General features: G+C 71.2%; 24 protein-coding genes and 1 tRNA gene. 5 read left to right on the top strand and 20 right to left on the bottom strand.

Going from position 1 to position 21811, the window contains the following annotated elements; translation table 11 throughout:
* Positions 1-34: 34 nt before the first annotated feature.
* Together ASG40_RS13045 and hisG are read left to right on the top strand one after the other, a co-directional pair.
* A complete protein-coding gene (locus ASG40_RS13045) occupies positions 35-1162 on the top strand; it encodes an ATP phosphoribosyltransferase regulatory subunit (protein WP_055886218.1) in 1128 nt (375 codons plus the stop codon).
* Between the two features lie 13 nt (positions 1163-1175).
* Positions 1176-2177: an ATP phosphoribosyltransferase gene (gene hisG / locus ASG40_RS13040; protein WP_055886480.1), complete on the top strand. Its 1002-nt coding sequence runs from the start codon at positions 1176-1178 to the stop codon at positions 2175-2177.
* A gap of 11 nt (positions 2178-2188) precedes the next feature.
* Here the strand turns inward: hisG and ASG40_RS13035 are convergent, their stop codons facing one another.
* The 3 genes from ASG40_RS13035 to ASG40_RS13025 form a co-directional block, all read right to left on the bottom strand.
* Positions 2189-2545 (bottom strand): lysozyme inhibitor LprI family protein, encoded by a 357-nt coding sequence (locus tag ASG40_RS13035; protein ID WP_082524051.1) that lies wholly within the window; start codon positions 2543-2545, stop codon positions 2189-2191.
* Positions 2546-2696: 151 nt separating this feature from the next.
* Positions 2697-2772 (bottom strand) — tRNA-Ala (locus ASG40_RS13030).
* 187 nt (positions 2773-2959) lie between these two features.
* A complete protein-coding gene (locus ASG40_RS13025; RefSeq protein WP_082494409.1) occupies positions 2960-3352 on the bottom strand; it encodes a TIGR02300 family protein in 393 nt (130 codons plus the stop codon).
* 293 nt (positions 3353-3645) lie between these two features.
* On the opposite strand from ASG40_RS13025, the gene aroA reads away from it, so the two are divergent.
* On the top strand, positions 3646-4995 hold the full coding sequence (aroA, locus tag ASG40_RS13020; protein WP_055886211.1) for a 3-phosphoshikimate 1-carboxyvinyltransferase: 1350 nt from the start codon (positions 3646-3648) through the stop codon (positions 4993-4995).
* Positions 4996-5000: 5 nt separating this feature from the next.
* Positions 5001-5633, top strand: coding sequence for a (d)CMP kinase (cmk, locus tag ASG40_RS13015; RefSeq protein WP_055886208.1), 633 nt, complete (start codon positions 5001-5003; stop codon positions 5631-5633).
* Here cmk and ASG40_RS13010 read toward each other — a convergent pair.
* Positions 5625-6089: a DUF805 domain-containing protein gene (locus ASG40_RS13010; protein WP_055886206.1), complete on the bottom strand. Its 465-nt coding sequence runs from the start codon at positions 6087-6089 to the stop codon at positions 5625-5627. The genes cmk and ASG40_RS13010 overlap by 9 nt on opposite strands.
* Before the next feature lie 265 nt (positions 6090-6354).
* On the opposite strand from ASG40_RS13010, the gene ASG40_RS13005 reads away from it, so the two are divergent.
* Positions 6355-6705, top strand: coding sequence for a hypothetical protein (locus ASG40_RS13005; protein ID WP_055886203.1), 351 nt, complete (start codon positions 6355-6357; stop codon positions 6703-6705).
* 152 nt (positions 6706-6857) lie between these two features.
* Here the strand turns inward: ASG40_RS13005 and ASG40_RS13000 are convergent, their stop codons facing one another.
* The 16 genes from ASG40_RS13000 to bchC all read right to left on the bottom strand — a co-directional run bounded on the left by ASG40_RS13000 (position 6858) and on the right by bchC (position 21723).
* The gene (locus ASG40_RS13000) at positions 6858-7868 is read right to left on the bottom strand and encodes an alpha/beta fold hydrolase (protein ID WP_055886201.1); all 1011 of its coding nucleotides are present in this window, start codon (positions 7866-7868) and stop codon (positions 6858-6860) included.
* Between the two features lie 7 nt (positions 7869-7875).
* Positions 7876-8484, bottom strand: a complete 609-nt coding sequence (locus ASG40_RS12995; protein ID WP_055886198.1) for a tetratricopeptide repeat protein — start codon at positions 8482-8484, stop codon at positions 7876-7878.
* 88 nt (positions 8485-8572) lie between these two features.
* The gene (gene ykgO, locus ASG40_RS12990; RefSeq protein WP_055886195.1) at positions 8573-8698 is read right to left on the bottom strand and encodes a type B 50S ribosomal protein L36; all 126 of its coding nucleotides are present in this window, start codon (positions 8696-8698) and stop codon (positions 8573-8575) included.
* A 223-nt stretch (positions 8699-8921) separates the two neighbouring features.
* On the bottom strand, positions 8922-9248 hold the full coding sequence (locus ASG40_RS12985) for a YciI family protein (protein WP_055886185.1): 327 nt from the start codon (positions 9246-9248) through the stop codon (positions 8922-8924).
* Positions 9249-9258: 10 nt separating this feature from the next.
* Positions 9259-10611: an HlyD family type I secretion periplasmic adaptor subunit gene (locus tag ASG40_RS12980; RefSeq protein ID WP_055886181.1), complete on the bottom strand. Its 1353-nt coding sequence runs from the start codon at positions 10609-10611 to the stop codon at positions 9259-9261.
* Positions 10612-10634: 23 nt separating this feature from the next.
* Positions 10635-12383, bottom strand: a complete 1749-nt coding sequence (locus ASG40_RS12975) for a type I secretion system permease/ATPase (protein ID WP_055886179.1) — start codon at positions 12381-12383, stop codon at positions 10635-10637.
* A gap of 352 nt (positions 12384-12735) precedes the next feature.
* Positions 12736-13851 (bottom strand): photosynthetic reaction center cytochrome PufC, encoded by a 1116-nt coding sequence (gene pufC, locus ASG40_RS12970; RefSeq protein ID WP_055886176.1) that lies wholly within the window; start codon positions 13849-13851, stop codon positions 12736-12738.
* Complete coding sequence (gene pufM, locus ASG40_RS12965) at positions 13848-14825, bottom strand: photosynthetic reaction center subunit M (RefSeq protein ID WP_055886173.1); 978 nt, start codon at positions 14823-14825, stop codon at positions 13848-13850. The genes pufC and pufM overlap by 4 nt, the downstream gene beginning before the upstream one ends.
* 24 nt (positions 14826-14849) lie before the next feature.
* Positions 14850-15674, bottom strand: coding sequence for a photosynthetic reaction center subunit L (gene pufL / locus ASG40_RS12960; protein WP_055886171.1), 825 nt, complete (start codon positions 15672-15674; stop codon positions 14850-14852).
* Between the two features lie 176 nt (positions 15675-15850).
* Positions 15851-16036, bottom strand: a complete 186-nt coding sequence (pufA, locus tag ASG40_RS12955) for a light-harvesting antenna LH1, alpha subunit (protein ID WP_055886168.1) — start codon at positions 16034-16036, stop codon at positions 15851-15853.
* 13 nt (positions 16037-16049) lie between these two features.
* The gene (gene pufB / locus ASG40_RS12950; RefSeq protein ID WP_055886165.1) at positions 16050-16280 is read right to left on the bottom strand and encodes a light-harvesting antenna LH1, beta subunit; all 231 of its coding nucleotides are present in this window, start codon (positions 16278-16280) and stop codon (positions 16050-16052) included.
* Between the two features lie 117 nt (positions 16281-16397).
* A complete protein-coding gene (locus tag ASG40_RS12945; RefSeq protein ID WP_055886163.1) occupies positions 16398-16622 on the bottom strand; it encodes a hypothetical protein in 225 nt (74 codons plus the stop codon).
* A 98-nt stretch (positions 16623-16720) separates the two neighbouring features.
* Complete coding sequence (bchZ, locus tag ASG40_RS12940; protein ID WP_055886160.1) at positions 16721-18187, bottom strand: chlorophyllide a reductase subunit Z; 1467 nt, start codon at positions 18185-18187, stop codon at positions 16721-16723.
* Positions 18187-19764 (bottom strand): chlorophyllide a reductase subunit Y, encoded by a 1578-nt coding sequence (gene bchY, locus ASG40_RS12935; protein WP_055886157.1) that lies wholly within the window; start codon positions 19762-19764, stop codon positions 18187-18189. The genes bchZ and bchY overlap by 1 nt, the downstream gene beginning before the upstream one ends.
* Before the next feature lie 7 nt (positions 19765-19771).
* A complete protein-coding gene (locus ASG40_RS12930) occupies positions 19772-20788 on the bottom strand; it encodes a chlorophyllide a reductase iron protein subunit X (RefSeq protein WP_055886154.1) in 1017 nt (338 codons plus the stop codon).
* A complete protein-coding gene (gene bchC, locus ASG40_RS12925; RefSeq protein ID WP_055886151.1) occupies positions 20785-21723 on the bottom strand; it encodes a chlorophyll synthesis pathway protein BchC in 939 nt (312 codons plus the stop codon). The genes ASG40_RS12930 and bchC overlap by 4 nt, the downstream gene beginning before the upstream one ends.
* Positions 21724-21811 lie beyond the last annotated feature (88 nt).

Raw genomic sequence — 21811 nt, 5'->3', positions numbered from 1 at the left:
ACGATGCCCCACCTCGAAGGCGGCGAGCGGACCCATGACGAGACCGGAGGCGGGCGGCGCCAGCGACGACGGCCGGAGGCAGGCGGCCCTGGCCGCCCATTTCGCCGCGCAGGGCTACGGCGCGGTCACGCCGCCGGTGCTGCAGCCGGTGGAGCCCTTCCTGGAACTGTCCGGCGAGGACATCCGCCGGCGCATCTTCGTCACGCAGGATGCGGCGGGCGCCGAATACTGCCTGCGACCCGAGTTCACGATCCCCGTCTGCCGCCATCACCTGACGCGCGGCCTCGGGGCCGGCGCCGACTACAGCTACCTCGGGCCGGTGTTCCGGCTGGCGCGCGGCGAACCCGACGAGTTCTTGCAGGCGGGCATCGAATCGATCGGACGCGTCGACGTCCCGGCGGCGGATGCCGAGGTGGTCGGTCTGGCGCTGGAGGGGCTGGCCCTGTTCGGCCGCACCGAGGTGGTGGTGCGCCTGGGCGACATGGGCCTCACCCACAGCTTCCTCGACGCCCTCGCGGTGCCCCCGGCCGCCAAGCGCCGCACCCTGCGGGCGCTCGCCGGCGGGCGCTCGCTGGACGAGGTCGCCAACGCGGCCAGCGTCGAGGACCCGCACGCGGGCCTGCTGTCGGCGATCCAGGGCCAGGACCCGCGCGGGGTGCGCGCCTTCGTCGAGGACGTGCTGTCCATCGCCGGCATCTCGCGGGTGGGCGGGCGCAGCGCCGGCGAGATCGCCGAGCGCTTCCTCGCCAAGGCCGCGGCCCAGGCCAACGGCGGCGCCGGACTCAACGCCGAGAACCGCGCCTTGATCGAGCGCTACCGGGCGATCGACGCCGATCCCGACCGGGCGGCGGGCCAGATCAGGGCCTTGGCGCGGGACGCGGGCCTCGACCATCCGCCGCTCGACGAGGCCATCGGCCTCGTGGAGGAGCGCACCGGCTTCATGGCCGCGCGCGGCCTCGAGGTGGAACGGTTCCGGTTCTCGGCCGGCTTCGCGCGCAACCTCGATTATTACACCGGCATGATCTTCGAGGTGACGGACACGGGCGCCGCCACGGTCCTGGTCGGCGGCGGCCGCTACGATGGCCTGCTGCAGCACCTCGGCAGCCCGGTGCCGGTGCCGGCGGTGGGCTGCGCCTTCTGGCTCGCCCGGATGGCGGCGTGAGAGGGACATGGTGATGCCGGACAGCCCCCAGATGCCCACCGCCCTCGTCCTCGCCGTGCCCTCCAAGGGCCGGCTGCAGGAGAACGCCTCCGCCTTCTTCGCCCGCGCCGGGCTGAAGCTCGCGCAGGGTACCGGCGCGCGCGACTACCGCGGTCGCCTCGTCGGCGTGCCCAACGTCGAGGTGCGCTACCTGTCGGCCTCCGAGATCGCGAGCCAGCTCGCCAGCGGCGCGGCGCATCTGGGCATCACCGGCGAGGACCTGATCCGCGAGACGCTGCCGGAGGCGAGCGGCCAGGTCGAGCTGATCACGCCGCTGGGCTTCGGCCAGGCGACGGTGGTGGTGGCGGTGCCCCAGGCCTGGATCGACGTGCGCGCCATGGCCGACCTCGACGAGGTCGCCGCAGAGATGCGGATCCGCCAGGGCCGGCGGCTGCGCATCGCCACGAAATACGTCAACCTCACCCGGCGCTTCTTCGCCGACCACGGGGTCGCCGACTACCGCATCGTCGAGAGTCTCGGCGCCACCGAGGGCGCCCCGGCGGCGGGCTCGGCCGAGATCGTGGTCGACATCACCACGACGGGCGCGACGCTGGCGGCCAACGCCCTCAAGGTGCTCGACGACGGCACCATCCTGCGCTCCGAGGCCAACCTCGTGGCCTCCCTGAAGGCCGAGTGGGGCGCGACCCAGCGGGCGGCCCTGCGCACGGTCCTCGGCCGCATCGCCGCGGAAGAGCGCGCCCGCATCGGCCGCGAGGTGCGCGCCGGAATGCCGATGAGCGGCGACATCGATCTGGCCGGTATCAGTGCCCTGCACGACGCCACGCTGCCCTACGGCGCGCCCACGGGCCGCGACGGCGAGATCGTGATGCAGTGCCCGGTCGACGCGGTGTTCGACCTGGCCGACGCCCTGGTGGCGGCCGGCGCCAGCTCGGTGAGCGTGCGCCGGACCGACTACGCCTTCACCGCCGAGAACCCGCTCCTCGACCGCTTGCTCGCGCGCCTGCCGCCGGCCTGAGGGCCGGCCGCCTACTGCGGACCCTGCTTGGCGAATTCGGCGAAGACCGCGCGCAGGGTCGTCAGACGGGCGTCGTAGGCCCCGCGCAGGCAGGCCTTGTCGCCAGCACAGCTGGCCCGTTCCTTCAGCCAGGCCTCCTGGTCCTCGCGCAGCTTGGCGTTGCCGCCCATCGGCAGCATCGCCCGCAGGATCTCGAACCGCGTCGCCATCTCGACGTCGCGGTCGTTGAGCCCGAGGTCGGCGCAGATCGCGACCTCGTCGGGCGTGCGGGCCTCGGCGCAGGGAAAGCTGGCGGCGGACGCCGGTGCCGCGCCGGACAGGGCGGCGGCCAGGACAAGGCCGGTAATGAAGGACGGACGCATGCTCATGGAGCGAGAACGGTGCATCGACCGATCCCGTTGCATCGACGTGGCGACCATCGTGAGAATCGGGGAAAGCCGACGCAGATGGCCAGCACCAGCACCGAACGTGCCCGGCAGACGATACCCTCGTCTGGGCGGCTGACGTGTAAGAAGTGAATGGTGGAGCCTAACGGGATCGAACCGATGACCTCTTCCATGCCATGGAAGCGCTCTCCCAGCTGAGCTAAGGCCCCACATTCAGTGGCCGGGACCCTCGTAAAAGGTCCGTCCCGGCTGTCGTTCCGGCTGGGCGTCTTGGGCGACGTCCGGCGGAGGCGGTTCTATATTCGGGCCGTTGCCCGGACTCAACCCCTTCGATGCCGATCGGAGAGGATTTTTTTAGCCGGCCTCGTCGGGGGAGGTCCGGGTCGACGAGACCGATCAGGTCTCCTCGTCGTTCTCGATGTCGCCGTCGATGAGGTCGGCCACGTCGTCGTCCCCGGCATCCTCCTCCTCGAGGAAGGTGTCGTCGGCATCGGCGGTGTCGCCGTCGGCGTCGTCCGCCACGGGATCGGCCTCGTCCTCGGCCGCCTCGACCTCGTCGAGGGAGACGATCTCGGGTCCGCCCTTCTCGGCCTCGACGTCCTCGTCGTCGTCGGCCGGCACCGCGGCGGCGCGGGCGGCGAGGGCGGGGGCGGCGATGCGGCTCGACGCGGCCGTGACCTGGTAGATCGTCCCGCATTTCGGGCAGGTCGCCGGATCGCGGTCGAGGTCATAGAACTTCGCGCCGCAGCTCATGCATTGACGCTTCAAGCCGAGTTCCGGTCTGGCCACGGGCGAAAACCTCTAAAGATGTGCGGGCTTGGGGGAGGGGGTCCGTTAGTCGGGCGCAAAGGTCCTGTCAAATCGCTCCTGCGCCGCGCCTGCCGGCCGCTCGCCGGTCCCGTGTCCGTCCCTCGTCTCTCCCTTGCCGGTCTTCGGCGGTCTGATGACGGCGCAGCCCCTGCGTGATAACCGGCGCCGAGGTGATCGGTCCGCCCCCGGCGCGGATCCGGCCGCCGACCCCGTCGCGCGCCGGCCCCGACATGACGTCGTGGTCCGGCGGTCGAGCCGAAAAGCAAAGCCCCGTGTCGCACGCCTCCGCTCCCCACCCCCTCACGGCCACGGCCGGCGCCCCCTTGCGCGGCGCCCTGCGTCCGCCGGGCGACAAGTCGATCTCGCATCGGGCGATGATCCTGGGCCTGCTCAGCATCGGCGAGACTCGGGTCGAGGGCCTTCTGGAGGGCGACGACGTCCTGCGGACGGCGCAGGCGGCCAAGGCCCTGGGCGCGGGCGTCGATCGCCTCGGCGAGGGCCGCTGGGTGGTGCGCGGCGTCGGCATCGGCGGCCTGTCGGACCCCGCCGGCGTCCTCGACTTCGGCAACGCCGGCACCGGCTCGCGCCTGATGATGGGCGTCGTCGGCGGCCAGCCGGTCACCGCCACGTTCGACGGCGACGCCTCCCTGCGCAAGCGCCCGATGCGCCGCATCCTCGACCCGCTGCTGCGCATGGGCGCGCAGGTGGTCACGGAAGGCGAGGGCGGGCGCGTTCCCCTGACCCTGCGCGGCCCCCGCGAGGCCATCCCCATCACCTACGAGACGCCGGTGGCCTCGGCGCAGATCAAGTCGGCGGTGCTGCTGGCCGGCCTCAACGCGCCGGGCACCACCACCGTGATCGAGGCGGCGGCCACCCGCGACCATACCGAGCGGATGCTGCGCCTGTTCGGGGCCGAGGTGGCGGTGACGCACACCGGCGAGGGCGGCCACGGCCGCACCATCGCGCTCACCGGCCAGCCGACCCTGCGCGGCACCGACGTGGTGGTGCCCGCCGATCCGTCCTCGGCCGCCTTCCCGCTGGTGGCCGCCCTGATCGTGCCGGGCTCGGACGTGACGATCGAAGGCGTGATGATGAACCCGCTGCGGATCGGCCTCGTCACCACGCTGATCGAGATGGGGGCCGACATCGAGCGGCTTCGCGAGCGCGAGGAGGGCGGCGAGACCGTGGCCGACCTGCGGGTGCGGGCGAGCCGCCTCACCGGCGTCGACGTGCCGCCCGAGCGCGCGCCCGCGATGATCGACGAATACCCCGTGCTGGCCGTGGCCGCGGCCTTCGCGCAGGGCACCACCCGCATGACCGGCCTGCACGAACTGCGGGTGAAGGAATCCGACCGTCTCGCGGCGGTGGCGGACGGCCTGGCGGCCAACGGCGTGGCGCATCTCGTGGAGGGCGACGACCTCGTCGTCCACGGCGACGGTACCCCGCCGCGCGGCGGGGGCACGGTGGCGACCCACCTCGACCATCGCATCGCCATGGCCTTCCTGGTGATGGGTCTGGCCAGCGCCGAGCCCGTCACCGTCGACGACGGGGCGATGATCGCCACGAGTTTCCCGAGCTTCCTGCCGACGATGCAGGCCCTCGGCGCCGCGATCGCGGAGTGAGTCGGATGCCGATGGTGATCGCGATCGACGGGCCGGCGGCCTCCGGCAAGGGCACACTGGCCAAGCGCCTGGCCGCCCACTACGGGCTGCCCCACCTCGACACCGGCCTGCTCTACCGGGCGGTGGCCCTGACGGTGCTCGACGCCGGCTACGACCTCGACGACAAGGCCGCCGCGGCCCGCGCCGCCGCGAGCCTGATCGCCGACCGCCTCGCCGACCCGCGCCTGCGCCAGCGGGCGATGGGGGAGGCGGCCTCGCGCATCTCCTCGGTGCCGGCGGTGCGCGCGGCACTGCTGGCCTGGCAGCAGCGCTTCGCCGGCGGCGAGAGCGGTGCCGTCCTCGACGGGCGCGACATCGGCACCGTGGTCTGCCCCGATGCCCGGGTGAAGCTGTTCATCACCGCGGCCCCCGAGGAGCGCGCGCGCCGCCGCCACCTCGAACTCGTGCGCCGCGGCGAGACGAGCACGCTGGCCGCGATCCTCGAGGACATCGTCGCCCGCGACGCCCGCGATTCCGCGCGCAGCACCGCCCCGCTCAAGGCCGCCGCCGACGCCGTGGTGCTCGACACCACCGATCTCGATGCCGACGAGGCCTTCGAGGCCGCCCGCGCGGTGGTGGACCGCATGCGCTCACACTGACGGCGGGCCGTCCTCGTCCGGCTGCCGCCCGTAGCGGTTGGGGCCGGGCGTGCCGGGACGCAGCCAGGTCTCGACCAGGAACCACAGCTCGAACCCCACCATCGCCAGGGCGGTGGCCAGTGTCTCCAGCGGATACGCCTCGGTGAGGTCCTCGATCGGCGCGAAGCCCGCCAGCGCCACCGCGCCGTAGGCCGCCAGCCACCACGGGCTGCGGTCCCTGTCGCGCAGGCGTCCGGCCGTGCGCGCGAGCACGGTGAGCGCCAGGGGCAGGAGGCCGGCCGCGGCGGCGATCGCCGGGCCGCGCCAGCCCTGCCCGGCCAGCCACACCGCCAGGCACAGCAGGACGGCCACGGCCAGGAGCGACCGCAGCATGTGTCGCCGGAAGGCACGGGCACCGATCCGCGGACGCGGATCGAACGCCGCCGCGAGCCGGTGATGGCTGAACCTGTCGATCATCGGTGCGGGCATCCGGGGGTGGACCTGACGGGTGGGCCGAGGGCGGCGGGCAGGGTGCGGCTCCCCTCGCCCACGGTGGGCTGGCGTCGCGAAGCCCGCCGATCGCACCGCCGACCCTCCTCGGGAGCGAAAAATGCTGCGGGATCGCGGGGTACGGCGCAGCTTGGCGCGTGCAAGGGGACGATAACCTGTTTAGGGACGATCCGCCCGGTGCTGTCCGGGCCAACAATCGATGAACTGGGGGTTTTTGACCATGATGGGAGTTTTGAGATCGGGTTTCGTCGCCCTGGCGATGGGTTTGAGCCTGCCGGCCCTGGCCGGGGGCCCGGGCACCTATTCGGTGAAGGGCAACAACGGCACCGCCGATACCGAATACGCGGGCACGCTGGTCATCACCCAGACCAGCAAGGACACGTTCCGGCTGAACTGGAACATCGGCGGCGACAAGTACGTCGGCTACGCGGTCGGTGACGCCCGCATCATGGCGGCGAACTTCACCAGCAGCGGGTCGAGCGGCACGGCGCTCCTCGTCGAGGACGACGCCGGCGGCTACAAGAGCATCTGGGCCTTCAACGGCGAGACCAAGCTCGGCGTCGAGATCATCAAGCCGAAGTAGGCTTGGTGTGCCATTTCCGGTTGATCACGTCGTGCTGCGGAAATGGGCTTCTCTCAGGCGCCGCGCGGGCGCGGTGATACGGGTCCCGCTTGATGCAAGCGGCAAACCGAATCACCCCACGCGAGGCCCCGCCGCCGGATCGGCGCGCGGGGCTACGGCACGCCCGCCCGCTTCGCCGCGGCGATGCGCTCGGCCAAAGCCGCGACCTCGGTCGCCAGCGCCTCGGCGGCCACGATCTGGACCATGTGGCCGATGCCGGGCAGCACCACGAGCTTCGCCTGCGGGATGAGGCCGGCGAGCGGCTTGCCCTGTCGTTCGGTCACCACCACCGGATCGGCATCCCCCGCCACGATCACCGTGGGCACGGCGAGGGTGCCGTAGCGCGGGGCCTGGCGCGCGAGGGCGTCGGGAAGGGCGACGAGATCCTGGACGTTGGCCCGCAGGGTCGCGGGCCGCAGCACCAGGGCCGCCCGGCTGGTGTCGATGTAGTCGTCCGGCGCCGCCTGCGGCCGGAACACCGTGCCGCCGACCCGCGGCAGGGCATAGAGGCCCACCGGGCTCGCCAGGGTCCGGCTGAGGACCCACAGCACCGGGGGTTCGAGCGCGAGGGTCCAGTACCAGGGCAGCGTGATCGCCTGCGGGAACGGCAGGGCCACCGGCGAGACCAGGACCAGGCCGGACACGGCGCCGGGATGGTGGAGGGCTATGGCCGCGGCCAGCGCGCCCGCCCAGGAATGGCCGAGCACGATCGCCGGTCCGGTCCCGAGCCTGTCGAGGGCCTGCGCGATGGCCCTGGCCTGCGCCGCCGGGGTCGCCATCGCGCCCCCGTTCAGGCGGTCGCTCCAACCGAAGCCCGGCCGGTCGAAGGCGATCACCCGGAAGCCCTGCGCGGCCAGGCGCCGCCCGACGCCCTCCATCGGGTCGGAGGCATTGGCCGAGGCCCCGTGCAGCAGCACCACGGTGCCCTTGGCCGAGGGGTTTGGCCCCGCCTGGATCGTGGCGAGGCGCCCGCCCTCCACCGTCACGAACGGCCCCTGCGGCGGCAAGCGCGCGCCGATGCGCAACTCGATGATCAGCGTGGCGACGGCTGCGGCCGCGAGCACGCCGGCCACCACGGCGAGCAGCCCCGCGGCGAGGCCCGCGATTCCCTGGAGGAGGCTCACCGACGCGCTACAGGTCGCGCCCGTCGACGTCCGGCACGAGCTTGTCCAAGGCGGATTTGAGGTTGGGCATGCGCGGGTAGAGAGCGGCGGCGCGGCGGAAGCAGTCCAGCGCCCGGCCCTTCTCGTCGATGGACATGTAGATCCGCCCGAGCGCCGCCCAGGCCTCGAAATGGCGCGGCTCGATCACCAGTGTCCGCTTGAGGTCGGAGATCGCGCTCGCGGAATCCTGCAGCAGCCAGAACACGGTGGCGCGCCGGTTCCACCCCTCCGACCAGCCGGGCTCGAGGGTGGTGGCACGGTCGAGCAGTTCGACGGCCAGGGGGAAATCCCGCCCGCTCATCGCCTGCCGGGCGCGTTCGGTGAGGAGGTCGGCCGTGGCGCTACCCGACCGGTCGAGGCGGCGCTCGATCAGGCCGGCGATGCCCTTGGCCTCGGCGTCGTCCTCCGCCGCCCTCAGGCGCGCGTAGAGCTCATCGAGGGTGAGGGGCTGGGCCTTGGGCGCGGGGGCCGGTTCGGGCGCCGCCGATGCCGGCGGGATGGCCGCCGGCACGACGGCGACGGCCCATCCCAGGCAGAGAAGCGAGGCGGCCGAGCGGGCGAGGAAGGATCGCGACATGGTGCGAGCATTCCCGCACCGGCCGGTTCCGTCAACGTGCCGCGCTGACGCGTCGATCCGACCCGCGTCGGTCGACGCGAGGGCCGGCTCAGCCCTGGCGGGCCTTGAAGCGCTTCTGGGTCTTGTTGATGATGTAGACCCGGCCCTTGCGACGCACGATCTGGTTGTCGCGATGGCGGCCGCGCAGAGACTTGAGGGAGTTGCGAATCTTCATCGGTCTCACGTCGGCCCGGTCCGGCCGCCTGTCCAAAGGGTCACGGGAACGGAGCGCCCATGGCCGCCCCGGCGATGAGTGCTGACGCATCGCGGAAAGGCGGTCGCCATACCAGCATTCGAGGCGGAAAAGCAAGGCTTTCGGCGACGCTTCGTGTCGGGGAGCTGCGGCCCGCGGTTCTCTCGCCGGCGCCGGCCGCCGGGGCAGGGCGGGGCGAAGGCCGCTACGGGCCGACCGGCCCGATGCCCGGCAGGGAGCCGCTGGACTCCTCCGTGAAGGTTCCGAACACGGGGTCCCAGGCCGCGATCGACACCGCCTCGTTGACCCCGTGGACGGCGAAGGGATCGGCCTCCACCAGGGCCCTGACCTCGGCTTCGTCGGCGGCGGAAAAGATCAGGAACCCCATGCGCTTCTGCGTTCCCTTGAGGGGGCCGGCGGCCTTGAGCACCCCGCGCGCCACGAGGTCGTGGAGGTAGTCCACGTGCGGGCGCAGGTGGCGCTCCCAGCCGTCGCCGTCGGGGTGGGTCAGGGTGACGATGAAGACCGGCATGGGACGTCCCTCAGCGCTCGCGCCAGGCCTTGGCGACCTGATCGGCCAGCGGTTTCGTCAGATACGACAGCACCGAGCGGTCGCCGAGCTGCATGAAGGATTCCACCGGCATGCCCGGCACGAGGCGGACCTTGCCCAGTCGCGCCTTCTGGTCCTCGGGAATCGCGATGCGGGCGGTGTAGAAGGTCAGGCCGGTCTTCTGGTCCTGGGTGACGTCGGCCGAGACCCGGCTGACGATGCCGTTGATCTCCGGCGTGACGTGCTGGTTGAAGGCGGCAAAGCGCAGGACCGCCGCCTGACCCAGGCGGACGTTGTCGATGTCCTGGGGCTGGATGCGGACCTCCACGGCGAGCTGGTCGGCCTCCGGCACGATCAGCATCGCCGGCTCGCTCGGGGTCACGAGGCCGCCGATGGTGTGGACGGTCATCTGATGGACCGTGCCGTCCTGGGGGGCGCGCATGTCGACGCGCTTGAGCTGGTCCTCGGCCGCGACCTTCTTCTCGACGTATTCCGACCAGCGCCCGCGGATCTCGGCCATGTCCTTGCCGACCTCGCTGCGCATGTCGGTGTCGATCTGGATGATCTGCAGCTCCGTCTCGGCGATCTTGCCCTTGGCCGAGGCGATCGAGGCCACGAGCTGGCCGCGCTCGCCCACGAGGCGGGCGCCGTCGCGCTCCAGGGCGTTGACGCGGGCCAGGGAGACCAGGTTCTTGGCGAAGAGCTCGCGCACGCCGGTGAGTTCGCCGCCGATGAGGGCGATCTCGCGTTCCTTGGCGGCGGCCTGCTCGGTGAGCCCGTTGATCTCCTGGCGCAGCTGGGCGACCCGCTCGCGCAACTGCGACTTCTGTCCCTCGCGCCCGGCCACCCTCGCGGCGAACAGCCGGCCCTCGCCCTCGATCAGATGGGCGACGGACGGGTCCATGTCCTTGCGGGCGACGAGCTCGGGCGGGAAGGTCACGACGGCGGCCCCGTCGCGCTCGGCCTCGCCGCGGGCGCGGCGGGCGGAGAGCTCGTCGAGGGCCTTGCGGACGATGTCGAGGTTGGCCCGCGTCTGGGTCTCGTCGAGGCGGATCAGGATGTCGCCGGCCTTGACCCTGGCGCCGTCGCGCACCCGCAGTTCGCCGACGACGCCGCCGGTGGGGTGCTGCACCTTCTTGACGTCGGATTCGACCACGAGCTGGCCCGGCGCGATCACCGCGCCCGAGATCATCGTGAAGGTGGCCCAGCCGCCGACGCCGACCACGAGGGCGACGCTCAGGCCCACCGCCAGGGCGAGGTGACGGCGGATCGAGCCGTGGGCGGCGTCCCGCGGCAGCGCCGGCGCGACGGGGGAAAAGGCGACGGTCTGGACGGCGGCGGTCATGGGGGGCGCTCTCTCGAAAAGGGTCAGGCGCTTTCCTGCAGCGTCACGGCGCCGGGGGTGGCCGCCCGCGGCACCGCCGCCTCCGCCGGCGCGGTGCGCAGGACGCGTTTCAGGACCTCGTCCTTGGGACCGAAGGCCTGGGCGCGGCCGTCGGCCATCATCAGGATCAGGTCGACGGCGGCGAGCGCGCTCGGGCGATGGGCGACGACGACGCAGATGCCGCCACGCTGGCGCACGCCGAGGATCGCCTGGGTGAGGGCGTTCTCGCCCTCGTTGTCGAGGTTGGCGTTGGGCTCGTCGAGGACGACGAGGAAGGGATCGCCGTAGAGGGCGCGGGCGAGGCCGACCCGCTGGCGCTGGCCCGCCGAGAGGCCGGCGCCGTTCTCGCCGAGCCGGGTGTCGTAGCCCTCCGACAGGCGCAGGATGAGGTCGTGGACGCCCGCCGCCTTGGCCGCGGCGATGATGTCGGCCGAGGACGCGTCGGGATCGAAGCGGGCGATGTTCTCGGCGACCGTGCCGCCGAACAGCTCGACCTCCTGCGGCAGGAAGCCGATGTGGGGTCCGAGGTCCGCGCTCGACCACTGGTCGAGGGCGGCCCCGTCGATGCGGACCTTGCCACGCAGCGGCGGCCACACCCCGACGAGGGCGCGCACCAGCGAGGACTTGCCCGATGCGCTCGGCCCGATGATGCCCAGGCCCTGCCCGGCCTTCAGGCCGAGGCTGAGGTCCTGCACCACGAGGCGCTGGGCACCGGGGGGGGCGATGCTGACGCCCTCCACGGTGACCGACTGGCTCGGGGCCGGCAGGGAATGGGGCTGGCCGGTGGCCGGGATGCGCGCGAACAAGTCCGACAGCCGCGCCCAGCTCTGGCGGGCCTGCACGAACCCCTTCCAGTTGGCGATGGCGAGCTCGGCCGGGGCGAGGGAGCGGGCCACCAGGATCGAGGAGGCGATGATGATGCCCGCCGAGGCCTGGTTGTTGATGACGAGCCAGGCGCCCAGCGCCAGCACCCCCGACTGCAGCGCCATGCGGAAGACCTTGGAGCCGGCGCCGTAGCCGCCGGCCACGTCGGCGACCTGCTGCTGCGAGTCCATGTAGTCGCGGTTGGCGACTCCCCAGCGGGTGGCGAGCCGGCCCTGCATGCCCATCGCCGCCAGCACCTCGGCGTTGCGCCGGCCGGCTTCGGCCAGGCCGTTGCGGCGCATGCCGTGGGCGGTCGAGGTCTGCGAGGGCTCCCGCGTCGAGCGGTCGGTGAGATAGGTCAGGACCGCCAGGATCGCGGCGCCGGCCACCGCGGCGACGCCGATCAGCGGATGGAACAGGAAGCAGATGCCGACGTAGATCGGCATCCACGGCAGGTCGAACAGGGCGGAGGGGCCGGTGCCCGAGAGGAAGGCGCGCAGCTGGTCGAGGTCGCGCAGCGGCAGTAGCCCGTCGCCGGGGGCGGCCCCCTTGAGCGGCGCCCTCACCACGATGTCGAACACCCGCGCGCTCAGGGCCTCGTCGAGGGCGGCCCCGACGCGGGCCAGGATGCGCGAGCGCAGCATCTCGAGGACGCCCTGGAAGGCGTAGAGGACGAGGGCCAGGACCACGAGGCCGACCAGGGTCGGCACGCTCCGGCTCGGGATCACGCGGTCGTAGACCTCGAGCATGAAGAACGAGCCGGTCAGATACAGGACGTTGATGAGCCCGCTCATCACGCCGACGCCGATGAAGGCCGCGCGGCAGCGGGCCAGGGCCGAGACGATCTCCGTCGATCCGCGCGTCTTCATGCTGCGCCCACCCGCCCTGCTGGTCCGTTCGTCCGACCGGTTCCTAACCGTCCGCCCGCATCACGAATATGACGTTGGTCACACACGTTAGCCGCCGAATCGATCGGACCGCCGATCGATAGCAGAAATTCGTCATCGCAACCTTAGGCCGGGCCGCCCCCGTGCCGCCGGCCGTGGGCCGTGAGTTTTGGGTGTCGGGTCTTGGGTCTCGGGCCTTGGGCCGTCACCGGTCGGCGGCATCCGCCGCACGCGCGGCGGGGCTCGGCCGGCGGCTCCGCCCGCCAACGCGAAAGGCCGCCGGACCTCGGGTCCGGCGGCCTCGTCGTCGTCGCGGGCCTTGGGCCGGGCGCGGCTACTGCGGCGGCTTCTGCTCGGGGGTCGGTGCCGCGGGCGCCGGTGCCGGGGGTGCCGGCTCGGTGGTCGCGGCCGCCGCCACCACCGGTGCGGCGAGTTCCGGGTAGGCGTCGATCACGTTGGCGCCGTTGAGGGGCTTGCTGACGCCGTTGTGGCAGGTGGTGCAGTTCACCTTGGGCACGTCGCCCAGGGCGCCGAGGCGGTTGGCCGGGAAGGTCGAGGTCAAGGGCTCCATGTAGTCGCCGTTGATGTCCCGGACCATCCGGATGCCGTGCCAGGCGGTGGTGCGCTGGGGCGTGCTCTGCGACCAGTCGGAGACCGCCCGGGTGTTGTGGCAGAAGGTGCAGTTGACCCCCAACCCCTGCGACATGTGGATCATCAGGCCGAAGGTCTTCTCGGCCTCCTGGATCGGCTTGCCCTTCGAGGTCGGCAGCGCCGTGGTGGCGTTCACGCGGATCGCGGTCTCGTCGATGTTCTTGGTCGAGAAGTACTCGGTCAGGGTGTCGTAGGGCAGCGAGGCGAGGCCCACCGAGGGCGAGGCCATGTTCTGCCCGTTGTTGCGGGGTACGAAGCCCGAGGTGGCATTGGGGCCGGGGTCGGTGAACCAGATGTTGGCCGGCACCGGCTGGCCGCGGTGGCAAGTGTAGCAGGTGACGCCGGCGCCGCCCACGTGCTTGTCCTTCCAGGTGCTGTTAATGTGCTGGGTCATCTGCAGCATCCGGCGGGCGACCTTCTTCTGGTAGAGGCTGTCGTCGGCCATGTTCTCGGTGTTGTGGCAGTAGGTGCAGCCCTGTTCGGGGGAGACCCACTCCGTCATCGAGGCCATCAGGCGGTTGAACTCGTTGGTGGTGATGTTCTGCAGGACCTGGACGTTCTCGTAGGTCTTGCCGGCGAGTTCCTCGCCCGGCTCCGCCGGATCGGCGGGGGCGGGCGCCACGTTGGCGGCCTTGACCTCGGCGGCGTCCGCCTTGGTCTCGACCTGGGCCATCGCGGTGCCGCGATAGCCGTTCTGGCTGGTGACGAGGGGCGGGCGGTCCCACCCGGCGGTCCCGAACATCGCGACCGTGAGGAAGAAGGCGATCGCGGCCCCGACGACGGTGAAGAAGACTCTCATTTGGCTGCCCCCGTGGCGCTCAAGGGATCGACGATCGGGGCGTAGACTTCCGGATAGCTCGGCGCGACGCCGTGCTTGACCGCCCAGAGGTACCAATTGTCGACGACGGTGCCGGTGAGCAGGATGCCGATGCCGCCGGTGAGGGTGGTGAGGACGGCAAACCACCAGGCCCAGCGGTGGATCGATTCCATGGTGGCGTTGAAGCCCATGGTCCAGCGCCAGAACAGGGCGGCGCGCTCGGTGGCCGTGCCGCGATCGACGATCTGGTCGATCTCACGCTCGCCGCCGAAGCGGCTCACCGCCAGGATGGTCGCCCCGTGCATGGCGAACAGCAGCGTCGACCCGTAGAGGAAGACGATCGAGAGCATGTGGAACGGGTTGTAGAAGAGGTTGCCGTAGCGCAGCGAGAAGGCGGCGGTCCAATCGAGGTGCGGGAAGATGCCGAAGGGCACCGCCTCGCTCCAGGAGCCCATCATCACCGGCCGGATGAAGCCGAGGACGAGGTAGAGCCAGATCGCCGAGGCGAAGGCCCAGGGGACGTGGTAGCCCAGCCCCAGGGCCTGGGCGCGGCGGAACAGGCGCACCCACCACAGCATCACCGAGGCGGTGAGGAAGAAGCCGGCGATCAGCCACCAGCCGCCTTCGTTGAGCGGGGGCAGCACCCGCAGGCCGTGCCTGGGCAGGGGCGGCTCGAGGGCGAGCCAGGGCAGCTGGCGGACGAACTGGATCGGGTCCCAGTTCACGCTGGCCCACATGTTGAGGCCGATGATCTCGAAGGCGATGAGACCGCAGGCCAGGGAGAGGATACCGAGGTATCCCCCGTAGATCGGCCCGACCTGGGCGTTGCCGATGAGGCCCATCAGGTAGCTGTTGAAGGGCTTGCCCCAGCGCTTGTCGGAGTCCACCGGAACCCCGAGGTCGGGGACGACCGGCCTGACCTGCACCGCTGTGAAGATGTTCTGGTAATATGCCATGGCGGGTGTTTCCCTTTCCGCTCGTCAGCGCCAGACCGGGAGATTGAGCCACCAGCCCCACCATTCCGGCCAGCCCTGGGTCCAGAAGGGTCCGCTGATGATGATGCACACGGCGCTCCAGAAGCCCGCCGAGAGCGCGAGGAACAGGCCGAGGCGGTGGATGCCCAGCGTGCCGATCGAGTAGCCGATGGTGTCGCGGAAGAAGGTGTCCTCGTGCTCGGGGGTCTTCACCACCTGGCCCTTGCCGGGGTTGGTGGCCGAGAGGATGAGCGAGCCGTGGAGCGACAGGGCGAAGGTCGTCGTGAAGAAGAACGACACCGCCAGCATGTGGGCCGGATTGTAGTGGAAGTGCAGGTACTGGTAGCCGGTGTTCGACACCCAATCGAGGTGGCTGAGGATGCCGTAGGGGAAGCCGTGGCCCCAGGCGCCCATCAGGAACGGCCGGATCACCACCAGCGCCACGTAGGCGAAGATCGCCACCGCGAAGGCGAACGGCACGTGGTAGCCGATGCCGAGCTTGCGGCAGATCTCGACCTCGCGCAGGGCCCAGGACACGAACGAGCCCACGGCACAGAAGGTGATGATCTGCCAGAGCCCGCCCTCCTTGAGCGGGGCCAGCGCCAGCCCGTACTTCAGGTCGGGGGGCGCGATGTTGATCTGCCAGATGTTCCAGGTCGGTCCCAGGGCGGCGCCGTAGACGATCAGCGCGGTGCCCAGCACCGAGAAGAACAGCGTCGTGACACCGAAGAAGCCGACGTAGAACGGCCCGACCCAGAAATCGAACAGGTCGCCGCCGACGAGGGTGCCGCCGCGGACCCGGTATTTTCGTTCGAAACTCAGCATCGCCATGGCGGAGACCTCGACTTGGTTTCCGGCGCGCTATGGGACTGCGGCGCCGGCATGGGACGCCTCGGGCGGGGCCGACGGAGTGTCGGCGCCCCGCCCGAGGCAGGCCCATCGATGAGGGGATGGGAGGTCGGCACGTCCGGACGGCGAACCGGCCCGGACGCGCGAGGGTGATCCGATCAGGTCGGAGTCGGGGCGACGATGGACAGCGCGTGCGCCGCCTTCTGGGCCTTGGGGCCTTCCAGCCAGTTGAACCGGTCGGTGCTGAGCAAGATGAAGTGGATCAGCAGCGCCAGGATGAACAGGAAGGTGAACAGGGCCACCAGTGTCCGGCGGGGATCGAAAAGAAGCCAAACCTTGTGCATGGTGTGCTCCTCCTTACGAGATCAGCGAGACGAGGCCGTGCGCGGCGCTCGTGACGGTATCGAGGGCGGCGTAGCCCTTGGGGCCGGGCAGCCACGGACGCCACATCCAGACGAGGATATGCGCGACCACGGCGACCGCCGTGAAGATGATGAAGCTCGTCAAGAAGATCGCGTGGAACTCCTTGGCTTCCGGCTCCGTCAGCCCGGACAGGCTGCTCGGTTTTTCGACTATTCCATTTGCCATTGCTGTGAGCCTCCGCTCTGACAAGCCGCGCCGATGCGGTGCGGCGGGTATCGCCGGGACCAGAGTGCGGCCCGGCGGATGGGGGATCCTTCGATGGGGGCGGCCGTGACGGCTGCGTCAGCCCATGAAGGCGAAGGGAATCGCTTGGACCGCCATGGCCTTGGCTTCGGCGAAGACCGAGCGGCGCTGGGCGGGCAGGCGGCGCGCGTCGGATGCGCCAGGCGCCAGGCGCTGGGCCACGGCCGCGATCAGGAAGAACGGGTAGGTCGCGGCCAGGATGACCCGGAACTGAATTTCGTCCTGGTGCTGGCGCGACGACATCGGGTTGAGCGTGCGTTGCATGACGTGGGGCTCCTGTTCGCGGGACGCGGTGCGCGGCGCCGGGAATGCTGTGTGCGGGAAAGCGGATGGAGGGGTGTGCGCGGGTGCGGCGGACGCGGTCATGCGGCGACTCCCTGCTTGAGCCCGTCGTGCGCGCGGGCGACGTGGGTCTCGGCGACCCGTTCGAGCCCCTCGCCGCGGGCGCCGCGTTCGGCGGCGTCGCGCAGGCGCTTGGCCATGGAGATCCGCACCAGGACCGGCTGGCGCTCGACGAAGTCGTCGAGCAGCGTGCGGGCCTCGTCGTCCCAGGGCAGCTCGCGGTGGAGCCGGGCCGGGGTCGCCTCGACCGCATCCATGTCGCGGGCGAGGGGGATGATGTGGAAGAGCATGTCGAACAGGGCGTTGCAGACCTCCTGGACGAGGTAGGTCGCCCCGGAGAAGCCCATGAACGGCGTGCCGGTGTGGCGCCGGATGATGGCGCCGGGGAAGGAGGCCGGCACGAACACCGCCCGGCAGCCGCTCTCGGCCGCGTACATGCGCTCGTTGAACGAGCCGAACAGCACCAGCGGCGGGTTGGTGGCGATGAGCTCGCGCACCGCCGCGTTGTCGGTCTTGGCGCCGGCCAGCCGCGAGACCGCGAAGGTGCAGGGCAGCCCCATCTCGTCCTCGAGGAAGCGGCGCACGCCCCTGGCGTAGGTCTCGGAGGCGACGATGCCGAAGCTCGCCGTCCCAAAGAAGTCCTGGGTCACCGACCGCCACAGGTCCCACACCGGCTTGATGGTGGTGTGCTTCTCGCGCTCGATGAACGGCTCGGGGTCCACCCCCAGGATCTCGCCGAGCTTGCGCAGGAACTTGGTGGTGGCGTGGATGCCGATGGGCGCCTGCAGGTAGGGGCGCTCCAGGGCCTCGCACAGCAGGCGGCCGAACTCGCGGTAGAGGCAGATGTTGGCGTCCGCGTTCACGAGCTTGGGCACGTCGGCCAGGTGCGATCCGAGCGGGAAGGCCAGGTTCACCTCGGCGCCGATGCCCTCGACGAGGCGGCGGATCTCGGCCAGGTCGGAGGGCATGTTGAAGGTGCCGTAGGCCGGGCCGATGATGTTGACCCGCGGCTTCTCGCCGTCCTTGCGGGCGGGCCGTGCAGGAATCCCCTTCTTGGCGAACTTCCTGGCGCCGTACTCCTGCCAGAGCCAGGACATCGCCCGGTCGGCGGTCTGCCACTGGTCCTCGTCGATGGTGCGCGGCAGGAACCGCTGGATGTTGGTGCCCTCGGGCGTCACGCCGCCGCCGATCATCTCGGCGATCGAGCCGGTGACGACCACGCTCGGCATGCCCGGGTCGAGGGTGGCATGGGCCCGCTTCATCGCGCCCTCGGTGCCGTGGCGGCCGAGTTCTTCCTCGGCCAGCCCCGTGACGACGATGGGCAGTTCGTGCGGCGGCAGCGCGTCGGTGTAGTGCAGCACCGAGGTGACGGGCAGGTTCTCGCAGCCGACGGGGCCGTCGATGACGACCTGCAATCCCTTGATGGCGGTGAAGACGTAGACGGCGCCCCAGTAGCCGCCGGCCCGGTCGTGATCGAGGACGAGCATCAGGCCATCTCCCCGATCGGATTGTGCGCGGGCTTCTCGCGCTTGGCCGAGGCGACGTTCTGGCGGAGCTGCGGAACCTCCTCCCAGATGCCGGCGGCATGGCCCTCGCCGACGCCGGCGAAGAAATCGCGCATCCGGTCGAACCGGGGCCGGTTGCCCAGCGCCGCGTTGATGACCTTGGCCAGCGACCCGGCGCCGGCGACGCCCATGAGCGGGCGGGCGGAGATGAGGTTGGTGAAGTAGAGGGCGGGCAGCGCCATCTCCTTGGCCTTCTGCACCACCGGGGTGGTGCCGATGGCGAGATCCGGCTTGAAGTGATGCATGGCGTAGAGGTCGTCCTCGAGGGAGGCGCGGTAGCGGACCTCGACCCCGCGGGCCTCGAGCCAGTCGCGGTCGGCCTCCGAATAGGGCGTCCTCGGGCAGGCGGTGCCGACGTAGCGCAGGTCGGCGCCGCTCTCGACGAGGAGCCGGCCCACCAGGAGCTCCGAGCCCTCGTAGCCCGAGAGGGTGATCCGGCCCGCGATCGGGGCGTCGGCGAGCACGCCCTTGATCATCGGCAGGAACCGGTTCTTGGCGGCCTCGACGGTGGCGCGGGGCACCGCGCAGGCCTCGCCGATCCGGTCGAGCCAGTCGGCGGTGCCGTCGTGGCCCACCGGGGCCGAGCCGACGATGGGGCGACCGGCCAGCGAGAACTCGCGCATGGACGCGGTGTAGAACGGGTGGATCGCCGCCACGGCCGCGCAATCGAGGGCGGCGTAGAGCTCGCGCCATTCGCGGGTGGGCACGACGGGACCGGCGGCCAGACCCAGCGGCTCCAGCATCGACCCGATCACGACGGGGTCGGCGGGGAACATCTCGCCGAGCAGCGCCACGGTGGGGCGCTCGGAGCGGCCGCTGCGGGGCGCCTGGACCGGGCCCTGCTCGACTTCGGTGCGGGCGACCTTGAGCATCGCGCCGGCCAGCACGTCCTTGGCTTCCGCGTGGGTGGGGACGCCGAAGCCCGGCACGTCGATGCCGATGATGCGGACCCCGTCGATCTCCTTGGGCAGGAGGCGCAGCGGCACGCCGGAGGCGGTGGGGACGCACAGGTTGATGACGACGACGGCGTCGTAGTCGGCGGGCTTGGCCACCTCGAACACCGCCTCGCGGATGTCCTCGAACAGCTTGCCCGTCACCAGGGATTCGGAATTGAAGGGCACGTAGCCCACCGTCCGCTTGGCCCCGTAAAAATGCGAGGTGAAGGTGAGGCCGTAGACGCAGCAGGCCGAGCCCGACAGGATCGTGGCGGTGCGGCGCATGCGCAGGCCGACGCGAAGGGAGCCGAAGGCGGGGCACATGCTCTGGGGCTGGTCGTGCGGCCCCTGCGGGTAGTCCGCCCGCAGTTGATCGAGGGTCTCGGACATGCCGGCGGCCTCGGCCGCCGCCGTCATCGCCGCCTTGCCGGAATGGCAGCCGAGGCCGTCGCCGGTGGTGGCGGCCAGGTTGACCGCCTCGGCCGGAACCGGGGGGGCGGCGAGCGTCGAGGCGGGGCGCTCCTTACGGGCGCGCAGGTCGGCGATGTCGAGGGTGACGGCCATGGTGCCCTCAAACCTCGTCGTAGATGACTTCGAGGGACGGCTTCACGACGTGGGCCGTGCCGCACATGTCCTCGAAGGTGGCGGGCACCAGCGTCACGCCGCGGCCCACCGCCTCGCCCTTGAACAGGCCGAGCAGGCCGTCCTGGCTGAGCGGCGTCGGGTGGTTGGCCTTGGCGTCGTGGACGTTCTGGGCGAGGTCGGCGAACAGCGAACCCCAGGGGCTCTCGGGCCGGCCGATGATCTCGTAGTTCGCGCTCTTCTTGCGGATGTCGTCGTCGGCCGGGATCGAGGCCAGGACCGGGATGCCGACCGCCTCGGCGAAGGCCTGGGCCTCGCCGGTGCCGTCGTCCTTGTTGATGACGAGGCCGCCGACGCCGACGTTGCCGCCGAGCTTGCGGAAGTATTCCACCGCCGAGCAGACGTTGTTGGCCACATACAGCGACTGCAGGTCGTTGGAGCCGACGACGATGACCTTCTGGCACATGTCCCGGGCGATCGGCAGGCCGAAGCCGCCGCAGACCACGTCGCCGAGGAAGTCGAGCAGCACGTAGTCGAAACCCCACTCGTGGAAGCCGAGCTTCTCCAGGAGCTCGAAGCCGTGGATGATGCCGCGCCCGCCGCAGCCGCGGCCGACCTCCGGCCCGCCGAGCTCCATCGCGTAGACGCCGTCGCGCTTGAAGCAGACGTCGCCGATGGCGACCTGCTCGCCGGCGAGCTTCTTCTTCGTCGAGGTCTCGATGATCGTGGGGCAGGCGCGGCCGCCGAACAGGAGCGAGGTGGTGTCGCTCTTGGGGTCGCAGCCGATGAGCAGGACCTTCTTGCCCTGCTGGGCCATCATGTAGCTGAGGTTGGCCAGGGTGAACGACTTGCCGATGCCGCCCTTGCCGTAGATCGCGATGATCTGCGTCTCCTTGGTGGCCTTGGTCGGCACCGGATCGGGCTCGATGCCGGCTTCGATGCGCAGGTTCTGGGACTGCATGGCCTCCGCGCCCTTGAGCGCGGCTCCGTTCAGCGGGATGTTCATGAACGGGTGCTCCAATCGAGGATCATCTTCAGGCACTCCGGCTCGCCGAAGGCCGTGCGATAGGCCTGCTCCGCCGCCGCCGTCGGGCTGCGATGGGTGATCAGGCCGTCGAGACTCAGGCGCCCGCCCTCGATCAGCGCCATCACCGCGGCGAGATCGTCCGGCTGCCATTGCGCGGCGACCCGGATGCGGGCCTCGCGCATGAAGGCCTGGGGGAAGGCGAAGGAGAGGGATGCTTCGTAGAAGCCCGCCAGCACGACCTCTCCGCCGGGCGCCAGCCGCCCGATCAGGGTGTCGAGGAGGCCCGCGTCGCCGCTCACGTCGGTGATGGCGGCGTAGTCGCGGCGCTCGTCGTAGACCGGGTCGATCACCGCGTAGCCGTGGTCGCCCGCGGCCCGGACCGGGTTGGTCTCCCACACGATCGGAAGGCCGCCGGCGATGGCGGTGAGGCGGGCGAGCAGGCGTCCGAGGACGCCGTGGCCGACGATGAGGGAGCGTTGGCCCGGAACCACGTGGCGCAGGGCGTGATAGGCGGTGGCGGCCAGGGCGATGAGGATGCCGCGCTCGCCGAGCGAGGCATCGACCGGCACCAGGCGCGAGCCGGCGCTGACGAGGTGGGAGGCGGCGCCGCCGAACAGGCCGCGCACCGGGCCGAAGCAGCGGGCGCCGGGAACGAAGACGGTCTGGCCGACCCGCAGGCCGGAGCCCTCGCCGGCCTCCACCACCTCGCCGACCGACTCGTAGCCGGGGACCAGGGGGTAGCCCATGCCGGGGAAGGGCGGCATCCGGCCCGACCAGAGCAGGCGCTCCGTGCCGGTGCTGATGCCGCTCCAGCGCACCGCGACCACGGCGTCGTCGTGGCCGGGGGCGTCGATGGCGAGGTCTTCGAGGCTGAGCCGCTCTGGCTCGTGGAGGACGACGGCTCGGGCTTGCATCGAATGATCCTCCCCGCCTTTTGCGTCCGGCTGGTTCTGTCTGTGTCATCCTAGATAGACACTTCGGAACGTCAACTCTTATTTACGG

Source organism: Methylobacterium sp. Leaf399, assembly GCF_001424525.1.
Classification (GTDB): Bacteria; Pseudomonadota; Alphaproteobacteria; order Rhizobiales; family Beijerinckiaceae; genus Methylobacterium.
This window is presented reverse-complemented; position numbering and strand designations above follow the sequence as displayed.

Excerpts from the sequence above, each read along its gene's own strand:
- ASG40_RS13045 (WP_055886218.1), top strand. The coding sequence starts at position 35 with ATGACGAGACCGGAGGCGGGCGGCGCCAGCGACGACGGCCGGAGGCAG.
- hisG (WP_055886480.1), top strand. The coding sequence starts at position 1,176 with ATGCCGGACAGCCCCCAGATGCCCACCGCCCTCGTCCTCGCCGTGCCC.
- ASG40_RS13035 (WP_082524051.1), bottom strand. The coding sequence starts at position 2,545 with ATGAGCATGCGTCCGTCCTTCATTACCGGCCTTGTCCTGGCCGCCGCC.
- cmk (WP_055886208.1), top strand. The coding sequence starts at position 5,001 with ATGCCGATGGTGATCGCGATCGACGGGCCGGCGGCCTCCGGCAAGGGC.
- ASG40_RS13010 (WP_055886206.1), bottom strand. The coding sequence starts at position 6,089 with ATGATCGACAGGTTCAGCCATCACCGGCTCGCGGCGGCGTTCGATCCG.
- ASG40_RS12995 (WP_055886198.1), bottom strand. The coding sequence starts at position 8,484 with ATGTCGCGATCCTTCCTCGCCCGCTCGGCCGCCTCGCTTCTCTGCCTG.
- ykgO (WP_055886195.1), bottom strand. The coding sequence starts at position 8,698 with ATGAAGATTCGCAACTCCCTCAAGTCTCTGCGCGGCCGCCATCGCGAC.
- ASG40_RS12985 (WP_055886185.1), bottom strand. The coding sequence starts at position 9,248 with ATGCCGGTCTTCATCGTCACCCTGACCCACCCCGACGGCGACGGCTGG.
- ASG40_RS12980 (WP_055886181.1), bottom strand. The coding sequence starts at position 10,611 with ATGACCGCCGCCGTCCAGACCGTCGCCTTTTCCCCCGTCGCGCCGGCG.
- ASG40_RS12975 (WP_055886179.1), bottom strand. The coding sequence starts at position 12,383 with ATGAAGACGCGCGGATCGACGGAGATCGTCTCGGCCCTGGCCCGCTGC.
- pufC (WP_055886176.1), bottom strand. The coding sequence starts at position 13,851 with ATGAGAGTCTTCTTCACCGTCGTCGGGGCCGCGATCGCCTTCTTCCTC.
- pufM (WP_055886173.1), bottom strand. The coding sequence starts at position 14,825 with ATGGCATATTACCAGAACATCTTCACAGCGGTGCAGGTCAGGCCGGTC.
- pufL (WP_055886171.1), bottom strand. The coding sequence starts at position 15,674 with ATGGCGATGCTGAGTTTCGAACGAAAATACCGGGTCCGCGGCGGCACC.
- pufA (WP_055886168.1), bottom strand. The coding sequence starts at position 16,036 with ATGCACAAGGTTTGGCTTCTTTTCGATCCCCGCCGGACACTGGTGGCC.
- pufB (WP_055886165.1), bottom strand. The coding sequence starts at position 16,280 with ATGGCAAATGGAATAGTCGAAAAACCGAGCAGCCTGTCCGGGCTGACG.
- ASG40_RS12945 (WP_055886163.1), bottom strand. The coding sequence starts at position 16,622 with ATGCAACGCACGCTCAACCCGATGTCGTCGCGCCAGCACCAGGACGAA.
- bchZ (WP_055886160.1), bottom strand. The coding sequence starts at position 18,187 with ATGCTCGTCCTCGATCACGACCGGGCCGGCGGCTACTGGGGCGCCGTC.
- bchY (WP_055886157.1), bottom strand. The coding sequence starts at position 19,764 with ATGGCCGTCACCCTCGACATCGCCGACCTGCGCGCCCGTAAGGAGCGC.
- ASG40_RS12930 (WP_055886154.1), bottom strand. The coding sequence starts at position 20,788 with ATGAACATCCCGCTGAACGGAGCCGCGCTCAAGGGCGCGGAGGCCATG.
- bchC (WP_055886151.1), bottom strand. The coding sequence starts at position 21,723 with ATGCAAGCCCGAGCCGTCGTCCTCCACGAGCCAGAGCGGCTCAGCCTC.